Genomic DNA, 14256 nt, shown 5'->3' with positions numbered 1-14256 from the left:
CGGCGGCCTGAGCGAAGAGGCATCACCGATCCGCCGGCGGCGCGCCGGCCAGGCACTGCACATGGCAACTCACTCTCTCGATCGTCCCTCCCACCTGCCAATCGCGGCGCTTCTGCTCCTGACGGCCGCCGCGGGCTGCTATGGCGAGCGAGCACCGCTGAGCGCGCGCGGCGAGGCCTGTGCCGGCTGCCACGGCAACGGCCCTGACGACCCGGCCCCGCCGCCGGGCGTTTGGCTGCTGGGCGGCCGCAGCTCGACCGCCGTGCGCGGGGTCGGCGCGCATGAGATCCATCTCAAGGGCGGAGCCCTCAGCGCGCCCCTAAGCTGTGACACCTGCCACATCGTGCCGACGACGGTCGGCGCCCCGGGTCACATGGACGATGACTTGCCCGCCGAGGTCACCTTCAGCGGACGCGCAAACGCCGACGAAACGCAGTCGACCTATGACGCGCGCGGCGGCACCTGCAACACCTATTGCCATGGCGCCACGCTCGCCGGCGGCGCACACCGCGAGCCGCAGTGGACGCTGGTCGATGGCAGCCAGACCGGCTGCAACGGCTGCCACGGCTTTCCCCCGCCGGCGCCCCACCCTCAGACGCGGGCCTGCAGCGCCTGCCATCCCCAGGTCGTCGACAGCGAGAATCGGATCGCTGACCGCGCACTGCACGTCAACGGCAGCGTCGAGGTGGTTCGTGACGCGACCTGCAATCGCTGCCACGGCAGCGCGATCAACGACGCCCCGCCGCGGGACAGCGCGGGCCACACCGAGATCAGCGCGCGCGGTGTCGGGGTCCATCAAAGCCACGTCCGCGCCACCGAGCGACATGCGGCCTACGCCTGCAGCGTCTGTCACCTGACGCCGAGCAAGGTCGAGGCAGCGGGGCACCTCGACGACTCGCCTAACGCGGAGGTCACCTTCGGTGGCACAGCGAACGCGAGGGGCACGAGCTCGACCTACAACGTCGTCGCCCTCTCCTGCACCACCTACTGCCATAGTCGCCCGGGGGCCTCCGGTGGCGGCTGGACTTGGACCGCGCCGCAGAGCCTGACCTGCTCGAGCTGCCACGGCTTCCCGCCCGCAGCGCCCCATCCGGCGGGGAGCGACTGCGGGAGCTGCCACAGCGGCGTGGTCGCGGCTGGCGACCCCTCGCGCATTCTCGACCCGACCAAGCACGCCAACGGCACGGTCGACCTCGGCGATTGACCGCAGGAGCGCGCGGCGGCGGGTCAAGGGGCTACTCGCCAAGCCCGCTTTCTGCTATGCCGCCGGCAGCCGATGTCTGACCTGACCATTCGCCCCGCACGCACGGCTCGCGAGCGCCGGACCTTCATCGATCTCGCGTGGCCGCTCTACGCCGACGATCCGTGCTGGATTCCGCCGCTGCTGGCCGACCTCAAGCCCTTCCTCGATCCGCGGCGCGGCGTCTTCTTCGACGGCGGCGAGGCCGAGCTGCTGGTCGCCTGGCGGGGCGAGCGCCCCGTTGGCCGCATCTCGGCGCAGTTCAGCCGACGGCACCGCGAGCACTACGCCGACGGCAAGGGCTTCTTCGGCTTCTTCGAGTGCGAGGACGACCCCGCCACCGCCGAGGCGCTTTTCGCGGCGGCCGAGGACTGGTTGCGCCAGCACGGTTGCTCGCAGGTCGAGGGACCCTACGGCTTCGGCATCTACGATGAAATCGGGCTCTTGGTCGACGGCTTCGCGACGCCTCCCTACGTGATGAATATCCACAACCCGCGCTACTACCAGGCGCTGGTCGAGGGCGCGGGCTACGCCAAGGCGGTCGACTGGTACGCCTACCGCATCACCGAGGAGGCGGCGCGCGAGCGCTGGCCGACGCGGCTCAAGCAGCTCCGCGATCGGATCATTCGCCGACAGGGGTTGACCCTGCGCAACCCCGACATGCGCCGCTTCCGCGAAGAAGCGGCGTTGGTGAAGAACCTCTTCAATAGCGCCTGGAGCCCGAACTACGGCCATCTGCCCTTGACGGACCGCGAGTTCGACCGCCTGGCGTCGGGCCTGCGCCAGCTGATCATCCCCGAGCTGACCTTCATCGCCGAGGTCGCCGGCGAGCCGGTCGGCTTCGCGCTCTCCGTCTATGACGCTAACCCGCTGGTGCGCCAGATCGACGGCCGGCTCTGGCCCCTCGGCTGGTACAAGCTGCTGCGGGGCATCAAGCGTCAGCGACACTTCCGGCTGCTCTTGATGGGGGTGCTCGAGGCCTATCAGGGGCGCGGCTACGAGATCGTCTTCTCGACCGAGGTGGCGGAGCGCGGACTGCGTGCGGGCTTCACCGAATGCGAGCTCTCGAATGTCGTGGAGACGAACGAGCCGATGATGCGCTCCGCGGGCCACCTGCCGGCCGAGCGCTACAAGACCTACCGCATTTACCGCAAGGACCTGATCCAGCGCTAGCCGCGGCCGACTTGCTGGGGGCAGGCCGGCCAGGCCTAGCGGTCGGCGTCGACTGCCGGCTGCTCGCCCGTCTCGCCCTCGGCGGGCCCCTGCGGTACGGCGTCGAGCAGGCCGTCGCGCAGCAGCTTGTAGCTCAGGCTGTCGAGCAAGGCGATCCAGCTGGCCTCGATGATGTTCTCCGAGACACCGATGGTGCTCCAGACGTGTTCGCCGTCGGACGACTCGATCAGCACCCGCACGCGCGCCGCCGTCCCGTCGCCGCTCGACAGGACGCGCACCTTGTAGTCGCGGAGGGTGACCTCTGCCAGCTGCGGATAGACCTCCTCGAGCGCACGGCGCAGCGCCTGGTCGAGCGCGTTGACCGGGCCATCGCCATCGGCGACCGTGTGGTAGACGCGACCGTTGACCTCGAGCTTGACGATCGCCTCGACCTCACTGCCGGCGGGCGTCTGGCGATTGATCGTGCGGCAACCGATCAGGCGGAAGGGCTCGCGGTAGGTCCCGAGGGCCTTGCGCACCAAGATCTCGACCGAGGCCTCGGCGCCCTCGAGCACATAGCCCTCGTGCTCGAGGTGTTTGATCCTGTGCAGCAGGTCCTGCACCGTCGGATGGCGCTTATCCATTCCCGGCAGGAGGTGCTCGATCTTGGCGGCGACGGTCGCGCCTCCAGACTGTTCGGAGAGCAGATAGCGCCGTTGATTGCCCACGAGCTCCGGCAGGCAGTGCTCGTAGCAGAGCGGCTGCTTGAGCATCGCGTCGATGTGAACCCCGCCCTTATGCGCGAAGGCACTCTGGCCGACGTAGGGCTGGCGATGGTCATGGTAGACATTGGCAACCTCGCTGGCGAAGCGCGCGAGGTCGGTCATCCGCGCCAGGCCCTCGGCGCCGATCGTGCGGCGACCGAGCTTGAGCTCGAGCATCGGCACGACGGTGCAGAGGTTGGCGTTGCCGCAGCGCTCACCGAGGCCGTTGATCGTGCCCTGGACCTGCCCGGCGCCGAGCTCGACGGCGACCAGGCTGTTGGCTGCGGCCAGGCCTCCGTCGTTATGCGTGTGGATGCCGAAGGGCACGCGCAGCCGCGCCTTCGCCGCCTCGATCGCCGCGCGCACCGCCCCGGGCAGGGTGCCGCCGTTCGTGTCGCAGAAGACCACGACGTCGGCGCCACCCTCCTGCGCCGCGAGCACCGTCTCCAGGGCGTAGGCCGGATCGGCGGCGTAGCCGTCGAAGAAGTGCTCGGCGTCGTAGACGACCTCCCGGCCCTGGGACTTGAGGTAGGCGACCGAATCGCCGATCAGCGCCAGATTCTGCTCCGGCGTGATGCGCAGCGCCTCCCTGACGTGGAGCAGCCAGCTCTTGCCGAAGATGGTGACCACCGGCGTCCCGGTCGCCACCAGCGCGCGCAACATGCTGTCGTCCTCGGCTGCGTTGTTCGCGCGGCGGGTGCTCCCAAAGGCGGCGATCCGCGCGTGTCGCCAGGGCAGATCGCGGGCCCGCACGAAGAACTCCAGGTCCTTGGGGTTGGTCGGGTTGGGCCAACCGCCTTCGATGTAGTGGATGCCGAGCTCGTCGAGGCGCCGCGCGATCTGCAGCTTGTCATCGACCGAGAAGGAGATCCCTTCGGCCTGGGCGCCGTCGCGCAGCGTGCAGTCGTAGATCCTCACCTGCTCCGACATGACTTGTCTCCGTGGCCGTACCCGGCGGCCTTGACCCTCAGCGCAGCGGAGGCTGGGGGAGTAGGGCCGCGACCTGGTCGAGCAGGCGGTAGGTCTGTTCGAGCTCGTCGAAACTGAGGTGCACCCAACGGCTGCCCCAGTAGAAATTGCAGCTCGTCTCCGCGACCAGGAGATGATCATAGGCGGCGTGCAAGAGCGCGCCCGCGCGCTCGGCGTCAGGGCCCAAGGTGCCGACGATCGCCTCGAAGTGCGTCTTGGTCTCATGGTAGTAGCGACTGGCGTTGCGCAGCTCGTCGAAGCCCTTGCGCTGCAGCAGGGAGCCTGTCCACTGCGTGAAGTCTCCCCCCCAATGCTGATCGGTGTTCCACGCGCCCTGGTAGACATCGACCTCCTCCCCCGCGCCGTAGAGGTCGAGGTACTCGTTGATCGAGATCGGGCGAAAGCCAAGCCTCCCCGCGCGGTGCTTCTCCAGCATCGGACAGTAGAAGTGCCCCCAGAACGCGTATTCGACGTCGGGATTGCGAAACCACCCGCCATTCTCGCCGTCGCTCCAGGTCGTCACCAGCGCCGGGAAATCGCAGTGCTTCGTGCGCTCCTGCAGCTCCTTCTCCCACCACCAGGGGCTGGTGCCCGAGGCCTGCGCGTTCGATAGCTCGCGGTCGATCGGCACGACGACGATCTCGTCGTCGCCCCAACGCGCACGATGGGGACGGTAGCGCATCTCATCCCAGCGCATCTGCCGCTTGGGCTTGATGTAGATGCTGTCCACCAGCACGTAGCGGTAGCCGAGGCGCCGCAGCATCGGAATCATCGCCTGGCAGAAGGCCATCTCGGGCGGACAGAAGCCGGGGAACCAATCGCGCCCGAGCAGCTGCCTTCCCAGCCCCTGCCACCAGCCAGCCTGCGCGTCCCAGTCCTCGCTCGGAATCAAGGGGAAGACGGGATGGTAGAGCCCGCTGCCCAGGTACTCGAGGTACTGGGCGCGGCGGTAGCGCTCGATCAAGTCCGGAAGATCGACGACGTCGCGAAAGACCTCGACGAGCGCCGGGTCCTCGAGCTGCTTGAGCAAGGTGCCGCTGAACATCAGGTGCAGGCGCGCGACATCCGCAAAGCCCTCGAGCATCCGCGTCACGCGGTCGTAGCACCAGAGGATTTGCTGCACGTCCCAGCGCTCCTGGGGATTGCTCGAGTGGTGCAGGCGCAGCAGGTTTCCCGGCGGCTGGTGCAGCGAAAGACCGAGTGCATGACAGACTGGCGGCATTGCCCCACCCTCGCCTCGCCGCAAAGCCGCGGCACGCTATCCTACCCGAGGCGAGCGCGGCGGAACAGGGCGCGCGTGGCGGCGGCAAACGTTGACACCCGCGCTGGCGTCGCGTACGTTTTTCGATGCTTAACACTAGCTTAGCTCAACCTGGCCGATATCACCTTCCCCCGGGTCGCTGCACGACGAGCGCTCCACGACGAGCATGGATGGCCGATGAGAATTCGCTACGCCGCCAAGACTGACGTGGGCATGAAGCGCACGCACAACGAGGACTACTTCAGCCTGATGGAGGACGAGCAGCTCTTCGTCGTCGCTGACGGGATGGGGGGCCACAGCTCCGGCGAGGTGGCGAGCCGTCTCGCCGCCGAGACCGTGAGCGAGTTCTACCAGCGGACCAAGGATGAGGAGGCGACCTGGCCCTACAAGATGGACCGCAGCCTGAGCTACATCGAGAACAGGCTCGCCTGCGGCATCAAGCTCGCCAACTACAAGATCTACGAGGCCGCGTCGAAGGACATCCGCTTCAAGGGAATGGGCACGACGGTGGTGACGACGCTGGTCAACGGCAGCAAGATCTACGTCGCGCACGTCGGTGACAGCCGCTGCTACCGCGTTCGCGGGGGGCAGATCGAGCAGCTCACACGCGATCACTCGCTGCTCGAGGACTACAAGGACGCCAAGCCCGACATGACCGAGGAGGAGGAGCGGAACTTCCCCCATAAGAACGTGATCACGCGGGCGCTCGGCATGCGCGAGGCCGTCGAGGTCGACATCCATACCCACGCGGTGCAGGACGGCGACATCTTCATCCTCTGCTCCGACGGGCTCTCCGGGATGATCAGCGACCCGCGACTGCTGGAGCTGGTCAAGGGCAGCACCGATCTCGAACGCACCGTCGCCGAGCTGGTCGACGAGGCCAACCGCGCCGGGGGCACGGACAACATCACGACGCTGCTGATGGAATGTACCGAGCTCGACGGCAACGCCGTCGCACCCGAGGTCAGCCCATAGTGCGCCGTCGAACGACCGTCGCGGCGGCCAAGGGGCCCGGCAGAGAGGAGCCGCAGACCCATGGGTGAGCGTTGGCTGCGAGCTACGGCGGGTTCCCGCGCCGGTCAGCAGTTCCGTCTCGGCCGACGAACGATCCTCGGACGCGGCATCGATGCCGACATCCAGCTGCTCGAGAAGAATGTCTCGCGCCAGCATGTGTTGCTGGTCGAGCAAGACGATGGGCGCTTGATGCTCTTCGACCTCTCCAGCACCAACGGGACGCGCGTCGGTGACCAACTCGTGACGCAGATCGCCCTCGAGCCGGACGTCGCCTTCACGCTCGGCCAGTCGACCTTCGTGCTCGACCAGGTCGAGACGGGGACGCCTTCGGGCAGCGAGGATATCCGGGTGCTCTCGGGGCCTGCGCTCGAGGCTACCGCCATCGTCCTCGCCAGCCCTGCGCCGCCCGAGCTGGAGAGCTTTGCGCGCGCCGAAATCACGGCAACCGACCATCCCGTGGTGCCCATCGCCACGCCGCCCCGCTGCGGCGATCCGCTGCACGCGGTGGCCCAGGTTTCGGGCTGGAGCTTTTGCCCGGCCTGCGGCGAGCGCTTCCGCGCCGCAGGGCCCTAGCGCACGCCGTCGACCGAGCGATCCGCCGGAGCGCGGGGCAAATCAGGGCTCGCGCCAGCGCGGCAGGCGAAGCACGAAGGTCGTCGCCGCCACCTCCGGATCGAGCTCCAGGCTGCCGCCGAGCAACGCCGCGATCGATTGCGCCACCGAGAGGCCGAGCCCCGTCCCCTGACCCGGATCCTTCGTCGTAAAGAAGGGCTCGAAGATGCGCGATCGGTGCGCGGCAACGATCGGCCGGCCATTGTTGCTCACGCGCAGCGCCACCGGCGCGCCGGGGGGCGCATCGCCGGTGATCACGACGCGCCCGTCGCGCTCGATCGCATCACCAGCGTTGAGCAGCAGGTTGACCAGTACCTGCACGACGCGCTGCTGGCTGGCCGCCACCGCCGGCAAAGCCGCCAGCCCCTGCTGCTCGACGACGACGTGGCGAAAGCGCCGCTGGTGCACCACCAAGGCCACCGCCTCCTCGACCGCAGCCGCCAGGGGCACCGCCGCGGCGTGGTCCTCGACCGGACGAGCGTAGTCGAGCAGCCCGCCGATGATCGCGTGGATGCGTTGCGCTTCGCGCTGGGTGCGCTGCAAGAACTCCTCGCGCTGCTGCGCGTCGAGGTCATCAGCGAGCAGCAGATCAGTGAAGCCGATGATCGCCTGCAGCGGGTTGCCCACCTCATGCGCGACGCCGGCCGCAAGGTGGCCGACCGAGGCGAGCTTCTCGGAGCGGATCAGCGATCGGCGCTGTTGATCGAGCCGCTCCAGCTGCTCGCGCAGCGCGCCCACCATCCCATTGAAGGAGGCCGCCAGCGAGGCGATCTCGTAGGCACCCTCCTCGCCCAAGGTGCCGCTGAGGTCGCCGGCCGCCACGCGCGAGGCCGCACGTTGCAGCGCCTCGATCGGCCGTGCGACGTAGCGCGTGATGACCACACCGACAAAGAGCAGCAGCACGACGCTGTTGGCGGCCATCAACAGCCAGAAGAGCAGCGGCGGTCGCTGAACATCGACGCTGAGCGGCAGCTCGAGGTGAACGGCGCCGGCCACGGCGGCCAAGCGCGGCGCATAGACGGGGGTCGCGACGCGCACGCTGCCGCGCTCCGGCGCTCCAACCATCACGAGCTGTTGCTCGGTGGCGATCGCGCGCCGCAGGAGCTCGGCACCGGCCTGCCCCGGCGGCCAGGCCCCGACCGCGACGCCGAGGGGGCGCAGCGCCCGATCGACGACAGTGAAGCGCGCCGGGTAGGCCCCGCCACCGAGCTGCGACACCACCATCTGGAGGCTGGCACGGTCCTCCGCCGTGCCGCTCAGGCCGGTCGACGCCAGGGCGGCGAGCGCCTTGCCGAGCATCCGTGCATGCTCGACCTGCCCCTCGGCGAGCTGCTGCCGCGTCGCCCAGTGGGTGATCAGTCCAACGGAGAGGGCGGCGACCGGCAGGATTACCGCCAGACCGAGCAGCAGTTGACCGCGAAGCGTCCGCCACCAAGGGCCCCGCCCCAGCGCACGCGCTTCGCTCGCTCCAAGATCTCCCATCGCGCGCGCTCCTCGACCCGAGCTCGGCCCCGTCCGAGCATACAGTATTCGCCCGCAGGGCTCCGTCTGTTCACCGACCCTCGGCGCCCGCGCGGCGCGGGAAGGGCCGCGACGCGCGCGCCGATTGACCAGGCGCGCGCCGTGATCTAGGTTGCGACCCCGTGGGTGCAAAGCAGGCCGAAGAGAGCCAGCCGGAGTCGGCAGTCGCGCCGATGATCGAGCCGGCAGTCGCGTCGAAGGTGGGCGTTCCCGAGCCCGGCTTCGACGCCATCTTGACCGACTTGCAAGCGCTGGTCGAGGCGCTCGAGAGCGCAGATATGCCGCTCGAGCGGTCGCTCGAGGCCTTCGAGCGAGGGGTCGCGCTGGCCCGCCGCGGGCAGCAGATTCTCGATGCGGCGGAGCGAAAGGTCGAGCTCCTGATGCGGGATGGATCGACGGCGCCCCTCGAGCAGAGCGAACGTGGGTAGCCAGCCTCGGTGGCGAGCGGACTGAACGCACAAGCCATGAAACAAACCGTGAATGGGTGCGATGACATGACCGGACCCAATCCCCGGGCGTGACCGGAGAGCAGCGGATGGAATTCGATCTCGACGCGTATCTGGCCGAGCTGCGGTCGCGCATCAACGAGCGCCTGGCGGAGCTGCTTCCCGAGCGTCCCGCGAGCGAGGATCCGCTGCGACTGCGCCAGGCCATGCGAGCGGCCGTGCTCAACGGAGGCAAGCGCCTGCGCCCTTGCCTCGCCATTGCGGCCTGCCAGGCCGTCGGCGGCAACCTCGCCGATGCGCTCTCTCCAGCCTGCGCGGTCGAGCTCGTACACTGCTACTCCTTGGTCCATGACGACCTGCCAGCCATGGATAACGACGAGCTGCGGCGCGGCCAGCCGACCTGCCACAAGCGCTTCGGCGAGACGGCGGCGATTCTGGCCGGCGACGCGCTGCTGACGCTGGCCTTCGCCGTGATCGCTGGCGAGGCAGCCCTCGGCCGCCACGGCAACGAGCGCAGCCAGGCGCTGCTGCGCGCCAGCTTCGAGCTCGCCCAGGCCTCCGGCGTCGAGGGCATGGTCGGCGGGCAGGCACTCGACATGGCGATCCAAGACCAGAGCGGAGCAACGGGTGCGACCGAGGGATCCAGCTTCGCCATACTCGAGCAGTGCCACCGCGACAAGACGGCGGCGCTTTTCACCGCTGCCGCGACGATCGGCGGTTTGGCGGGTGGTGGCAGCCGCGATCAGGTCGACGCCCTACGGCAGTACGGCGCCGACCTCGGCTTGGCTTTTCAACACGCCGACGATCTGCGCGACGCCGATCACCCCAGTTTTCGCTCGCTCGCTCTCGGACGAACCGAAGAGCTGATTGCCAGCGCCGGTGGCACGGCGCGGAGCTTTGGACCGAGCGCAGCACCGCTGGTGGCGCTGGCGCGGTTGGTGCTCGATCGCGCCCGGGAGGCAGTTGTCCATGAAGTATCTCGACAAGATTGAGAGCCCCGCCGATCTGCGCCAGCTCCCGCTCGAAGCGCTGCCGGAGGTGGCGGAGGAGCTGCGGCAGTTCATCCTCGAGAAGATCAGCAGGATCGGCGGGCATCTCGGTGCCGCGCTCGGCACGATCGAGCTCTCCGTCGCGCTGCACTATGCCTTCGAGTCGCCGACGGACCGCATCGTCTGGGACGTCGGCCATCAGGCCCACGGCCATAAGGTGCTGACGGGCCGGCGCGACCGCTTCCATACCCTCAAGCAGGAGGGCGGTCTGAGCGGTTTCCTCAAGCGCAGCGAGAGCGAACACGACATCTTCGGCGCCGGACATGCGTCGACGTCGATCTCCGCGGCGCTCGGCATCCGTGAGGGGCTTCGGCTCAAGGATGGTCCAGGCAAGGTCGTGGCGCTGATCGGCGACGGCGGGCTCACCGGCGGGATGGCCTTCGAGGCGCTCAACCACGTCGGCGCGCTCAAGCGCGACATGATCGTCGTGCTCAACGACAACGGGATGTCGATCAGCCCCAACGTCGGCGCGATGTCGGAGTGGCTGAGCCGCAAGCTGGTCGGCCAGCCGATGACCCGCTGGCGCCGACGCGTCCGCCACGTGCTCGAGGCCTTCGACGACCACGGACAGGATGCGATTCGGGTGATCGAGCACCTGCTCGACGCGACCAAGGCCGCGGTCGTGGGCCCCGGCGCGCTCTTCGAGGGCCTCGGCTTCGAGTACGTCGGCCCCATCGATGGGCACGACGTCGTCGTGCTGGTCGAGACCTTCCGCAACGCCCGCGAGCTCGAGCGCCCGGTGCTGATTCACGCGATGACCTCGAAGGGCAAGGGGTGCCCGGGCGTCGAGGACGACATCGAGCGCAAGCACGCCGTCAGCCCCTTCGACCTCGAGAGCGGCAAGAGCCTCAACCCCTCGAAGGGCGGTGGCGCGCCACCCTACACCGACGTCTTTGGCGACACGCTCTGCGAGCTGGCGCGCTCCGATCCACGCATCGTGGCCATCACCGCCGCGATGGCACAGGGGACCGGCCTGGTGCCCTTCGCCGAGGAGTTCCCGAGTCGTTTCTACGACGTCGGCATCGCCGAGCAGCATGGGGTGACCTTCGCCGCCGGCCTCGCCGTCGAGGGCTTTCGCCCCGTGGCGGCGATCTACTCGACCTTCCTTCAGCGGGCGATCGACCAGGTGGAGCACGACGTCTGTCTGCAGCACCTGCCGGTCGTCTTCTGCCTCGACCGCGCCGGACTGGTCGGGCCGGACGGCGCGACCCACCACGGCGTCTTCGACATCAGCTACCTGCGGATGATTCCAGATCTCGCGCTGATGGCCCCGAAGAACGAGGACGAGCTCCGTCATCTGCTCTTGACCGCGATCAACAGCGGCAAGCCGGTGGCGATGCGCTACCCGCGCGGCAACGGGGTTGGCGTGCCGCTCGACGGTCCGCCCCGCGAGCTCCCCTGGGGCAAGGGTGAGGTCGTCCACGAGACGGGCCACGACCTGCTGCTGGTGGCGGTCGGTCCTCACGTCTACACCGCACTGCAGGCCGCCGAGGCGCTGGCGCGTGATGGCGTTGCTGCCACCGTCATCAACGCGCGCTTCATCAAGCCACTCGACGAGGAGCTGCTCGTCGAGCACCTCGGCCGCGCGCGGGCCGTCATCACCGTCGAGGAGAACGTGCTCGCTGGCGGCTTCGGCTCGGCCGTGCTCGAGCTCTGTGAGCAGCGCGGCCTCAGTCCCGTGCTGCGGCGCATCGGGGTTCCCGACCGCTTCATCGGACACGGCAACGTCACCAAGCTGCAGGCACAGTGCGGGCTCTCGGTGGACGGCATCGTCACGGCCTATCGCCAGCTCGTGGCAGCTCCTGGCCGTCGCCTGGCCGTCGCCGCCCCGAGCGCTTGAGCAGGCGATAACCCGTCCTCCATGATCCGCGCCACTCATGCCCGCGGGCCCCGAAAGCGGCCCACGGCTCCCAAACGGGCGCTCCTGGTCCTGCTCGGACTGTGGATGGCCCTCGGCCCTGCGCGCGCCGCCACCACGACAGATCTGGAGCGGCTCGATCCCTTCCCACGCGGCCCGCTCGGCAAGGCGGCCCGCAGCGCGCTGCAGCACGACGACTACGCGCGCGCGATCCGGCTGCTCCAGCGCTACCTGCGCGCCAAGGGCGCAGGTAGCGAGGACCGCGAACCCGCCCGTTTCTTGCTCGCTTACGCCCAGCTTCAGCAGGGATCGCATGCCGCTGCGGCGCGGGCCTTCGCCGAGCTCGAGCATAGCTATCCGCTGCTGCGGCCCTATCACCGCTATTATGGGGCGCTGGCCCTCTATCGTGCCGGCCGCTTCGCCGACGCCGAGGGCCTGGCCCAACGCGTCGCGCGCGACACGGGCATCGATCGCGACGCCCAATTGCTGCGCGCCGACGCGCTGCGCGCGCTCGGCCGCTTGGCCGAGGCAGCCACGATCTGGCGTAGCTATCTCGCAGGCGCACCTCACGGCTCGCGCAGCGAGGAGGCGCATTTCGTGATCGCGAGCGCGCTGGAGGCGCAGGCGAAGCAAGAAAGCCCCGCCGATCGCGCCGGCTCCTTGCGCCAAGCCATACAGCACTACCGCGAGATCGTGATTCGCGCGCCGAGCTCGCGCCTCGCGCCAGGCGCGCGCGGACGCTTGACGGCGCTGGCAGCCGCGGTGCCTGAGGGTGCATCTCTTGCCGCGCTCGACGCCGAGGCGCGCTATCAACAGGGCCTCGCGCTCTACGAGACGATGCGCAACGCGGAGGCCGAGCAGCGCTTCGGCGAGGTGCTGAGCAGCGCGGGCGTCGGGGCTTCGCTCGGCTGCCGGGCGAGCTACCACCGCGCCAAGGCCGCGCTACGGCAACGCCAACGGGAGCGCGCGAGTACGCTCTTCGCCGACGCCGCGGCGCGCTGCCGCGCGGCCGGCGAGCAGGAACTGCTGGTGCGCAGCCTCTACAACCTCGGCCGCGCGCTGGCGGGGTCCGGCGACCCCGCGGGGGCAGCCAAGCAGATGCTCGAGCTCGAGGCGCAGTTTCCCGCTCATAGCTACGCCGACGATGCGCGCCTTCACGCGGCGCGAGCGCTGACGGAGGCGAACCAGCGGGACCGCGCCGAGGCGCTGTTGAGCGACCTGCCAAGCAGCTACCCGCGGGGCGACATGGCCCACGAGGCGCTTTGGCTGCTGACGATCGCCGCCCTCGACCGCGGCGATCGCGCCGCCGGGCTGCGATCGCTCGACCGCGAGCTCAAGCTCGGCGAGGCGCAGACCTACTACGCCCGCGGGCGCGCGAGCTACTGGAAGGCGCGCCTGCTCCAACGCGGGGGTAACGCGCTCGCCGCCGCTAAGCTCTTCGAGCGCTGCGCGCGGGACTACCCACTTTCCTACTACGCCCTGCTGGCGTTCAACCGCCTGCGCGAGTCCGCACCGGCGCGCTTTCGCCAGCTCCAAGCTGCCCTCCTGCGCCCGATCGGCCGGGACGCCGGCACGTGGCGCCTACCGCAGGAGCGTTGGCGCGATCACCCAGCCTTTCATCGCGCGCTCGCGCTCGCTCGCCTCGGCTTCGCCGCCTCGGCGGGCCGCGAGCTCGTGCTTGCCGGTGTCCGCGGCGAAAAGGGGCCCCGCCAGCCGCAGTGGGTCGAGGCCTTGGTCTTCGATCGCGTGGGCCTCTGGCATCTCTCGCTCGGTCTGGCCCGGCGCCGCGCCGCCGAGCTCGCGCAGAGCTACCCGCGTGGGCCGGAGTACCAGCGGTGGCAGCTCGTCTTCCCGCGCGCCTTCCGCCCGCTCGTCGAGGCCGAGGCGCAGCGCTCCGGCGTGCCCGCGGCGCTGATCTGGGCCGTGATGCGCGAAGAGAGCGGCTTCGTCGCCACCACCGAGTCGTGGGCCAACGCCATCGGCCTGCTGCAGCTCTTGCTCCCCACCGCGCGCGCGGTCGCGGCGCGGGAGCACCTGCGGGTCGACGCTGAGCGGCTACGCGAGCCTCCCACCAACATCCGCCTCGGCGCCGCCTACCTCGCCGCGCTGAGCGGCATTTTCCGTGGCCACGTGGCCCTCGCCGTCGCGAGCTACAACGCGGGCGAAGGCGCTGTCGGCCGCTGGCTGCGCCAGTGGGGAACCGCGCTCGACCTCGACGAAGCGGTCGAGCGCATTCCCTACGAGCAGACCCGCAACTACACCAAACGGGTACTCGGCAGCCTCTTCGCCTATGCCGCCCTCTACGGCCAACAGGCCGAGCGCGTCCCGCAGCTCCCCCTCAGGGTCGCCCCCGGGGCGGGTCGCCGCTAG

11 protein-coding genes are annotated in these 14256 nt (G+C 69.5%); 8 read left to right on the top strand and 3 right to left on the bottom strand.

Going from position 1 to position 14256, the window contains the following annotated elements:
* Nucleotides 1-61 precede the first annotated feature (61 nt).
* Nucleotides 62-1204, top strand: a complete 1143-nt coding sequence (locus IPL40_01060; GenBank protein ID MBK8479758.1) for a CxxxxCH/CxxCH domain-containing protein — start codon at nucleotides 62-64, stop codon at nucleotides 1202-1204.
* Nucleotides 1205-1276: 72 nt separating this feature from the next.
* Nucleotides 1277-2413: an N-acetyltransferase gene (locus IPL40_01055; GenBank protein MBK8479757.1), complete on the top strand. Its 1137-nt coding sequence runs from the start codon at nucleotides 1277-1279 to the stop codon at nucleotides 2411-2413.
* Nucleotides 2414-2448: 35 nt separating this feature from the next.
* Here IPL40_01055 and IPL40_01050 read toward each other — a convergent pair whose 3' ends face one another.
* Nucleotides 2449-4086, bottom strand: a complete 1638-nt coding sequence (locus IPL40_01050; protein ID MBK8479756.1) for a citramalate synthase — start codon at nucleotides 4084-4086, stop codon at nucleotides 2449-2451.
* Between the two features lie 37 nt (nucleotides 4087-4123).
* Complete coding sequence (locus tag IPL40_01045; GenBank protein ID MBK8479755.1) at nucleotides 4124-5347, bottom strand: glycoside hydrolase family 57; 1224 nt, start codon at nucleotides 5345-5347, stop codon at nucleotides 4124-4126.
* Nucleotides 5348-5563: 216 nt separating this feature from the next.
* On the opposite strand from IPL40_01045, the gene IPL40_01040 reads away from it, so the two are divergent.
* Together IPL40_01040 and IPL40_01035 are read left to right on the top strand one after the other, a co-directional pair.
* Nucleotides 5564-6361 carry a Stp1/IreP family PP2C-type Ser/Thr phosphatase gene (locus IPL40_01040; GenBank protein MBK8479754.1) on the top strand — a complete coding sequence of 266 codons (798 nt, stop codon included), beginning with the start codon at nucleotides 5564-5566 and terminating at the stop codon, nucleotides 6359-6361.
* A 60-nt stretch (nucleotides 6362-6421) separates the two neighbouring features.
* The gene (locus IPL40_01035; GenBank protein ID MBK8479753.1) at nucleotides 6422-6973 is read left to right on the top strand and encodes an FHA domain-containing protein; all 552 of its coding nucleotides are present in this window, start codon (nucleotides 6422-6424) and stop codon (nucleotides 6971-6973) included.
* Nucleotides 6974-7015: 42 nt separating this feature from the next.
* Here IPL40_01035 and IPL40_01030 read toward each other — a convergent pair whose 3' ends face one another.
* Nucleotides 7016-8494 carry a HAMP domain-containing histidine kinase gene (locus tag IPL40_01030; protein ID MBK8479752.1) on the bottom strand — a complete coding sequence of 493 codons (1479 nt, stop codon included), beginning with the start codon at nucleotides 8492-8494 and terminating at the stop codon, nucleotides 7016-7018.
* 212 nt (nucleotides 8495-8706) lie between these two features.
* On the opposite strand from IPL40_01030, the gene xseB reads away from it, so the two are divergent.
* The 4 genes from xseB to IPL40_01010 all read left to right on the top strand — a co-directional run bounded on the left by xseB (nucleotide 8707) and on the right by IPL40_01010 (nucleotide 14256).
* Nucleotides 8707-8961 carry an exodeoxyribonuclease VII small subunit gene (gene xseB / locus IPL40_01025; GenBank protein MBK8479751.1) on the top strand — a complete coding sequence of 85 codons (255 nt, stop codon included), beginning with the start codon at nucleotides 8707-8709 and terminating at the stop codon, nucleotides 8959-8961.
* A 107-nt stretch (nucleotides 8962-9068) separates the two neighbouring features.
* Nucleotides 9069-9971 carry a polyprenyl synthetase family protein gene (locus IPL40_01020; protein ID MBK8479750.1) on the top strand — a complete coding sequence of 301 codons (903 nt, stop codon included), beginning with the start codon at nucleotides 9069-9071 and terminating at the stop codon, nucleotides 9969-9971.
* Nucleotides 9949-11868 (top strand): 1-deoxy-D-xylulose-5-phosphate synthase, encoded by a 1920-nt coding sequence (locus IPL40_01015; GenBank protein ID MBK8479749.1) that lies wholly within the window; start codon nucleotides 9949-9951, stop codon nucleotides 11866-11868. The genes IPL40_01020 and IPL40_01015 overlap by 23 nt, the downstream gene beginning before the upstream one ends.
* Nucleotides 11869-11973: 105 nt before the next feature.
* Nucleotides 11974-14256: a transglycosylase SLT domain-containing protein gene (locus IPL40_01010; GenBank protein MBK8479748.1), complete on the top strand. Its 2283-nt coding sequence runs from the start codon at nucleotides 11974-11976 to the stop codon at nucleotides 14254-14256.

The organism is Pseudomonadota bacterium (genome assembly GCA_016711215.1).
Taxonomy (GTDB): Bacteria; Myxococcota_A; Polyangia.
The sequence above is the reverse complement of the archived record's forward strand: the minus strand, read 5'-3'. Positions and strand labels throughout refer to the sequence as shown.

Excerpts from the sequence above, each read along its gene's own strand:
- IPL40_01030 (MBK8479752.1), bottom strand. The coding sequence starts at position 8,494 with ATGGGAGATCTTGGAGCGAGCGAAGCGCGTGCGCTGGGGCGGGGCCCT.
- IPL40_01045 (MBK8479755.1), bottom strand. The coding sequence starts at position 5,347 with ATGCCGCCAGTCTGTCATGCACTCGGTCTTTCGCTGCACCAGCCGCCG.
- IPL40_01015 (MBK8479749.1), top strand. The coding sequence starts at position 9,949 with ATGAAGTATCTCGACAAGATTGAGAGCCCCGCCGATCTGCGCCAGCTC.
- IPL40_01055 (MBK8479757.1), top strand. The coding sequence starts at position 1,277 with ATGTCTGACCTGACCATTCGCCCCGCACGCACGGCTCGCGAGCGCCGG.
- IPL40_01050 (MBK8479756.1), bottom strand. The coding sequence starts at position 4,086 with ATGTCGGAGCAGGTGAGGATCTACGACTGCACGCTGCGCGACGGCGCC.
- IPL40_01035 (MBK8479753.1), top strand. The coding sequence starts at position 6,422 with ATGGGTGAGCGTTGGCTGCGAGCTACGGCGGGTTCCCGCGCCGGTCAG.
- xseB (MBK8479751.1), top strand. The coding sequence starts at position 8,707 with ATGATCGAGCCGGCAGTCGCGTCGAAGGTGGGCGTTCCCGAGCCCGGC.
- IPL40_01040 (MBK8479754.1), top strand. The coding sequence starts at position 5,564 with ATGAGAATTCGCTACGCCGCCAAGACTGACGTGGGCATGAAGCGCACG.
- IPL40_01020 (MBK8479750.1), top strand. The coding sequence starts at position 9,069 with ATGGAATTCGATCTCGACGCGTATCTGGCCGAGCTGCGGTCGCGCATC.
- IPL40_01010 (MBK8479748.1), top strand. The coding sequence starts at position 11,974 with ATGGCCCTCGGCCCTGCGCGCGCCGCCACCACGACAGATCTGGAGCGG.
- IPL40_01060 (MBK8479758.1), top strand. The coding sequence starts at position 62 with ATGGCAACTCACTCTCTCGATCGTCCCTCCCACCTGCCAATCGCGGCG.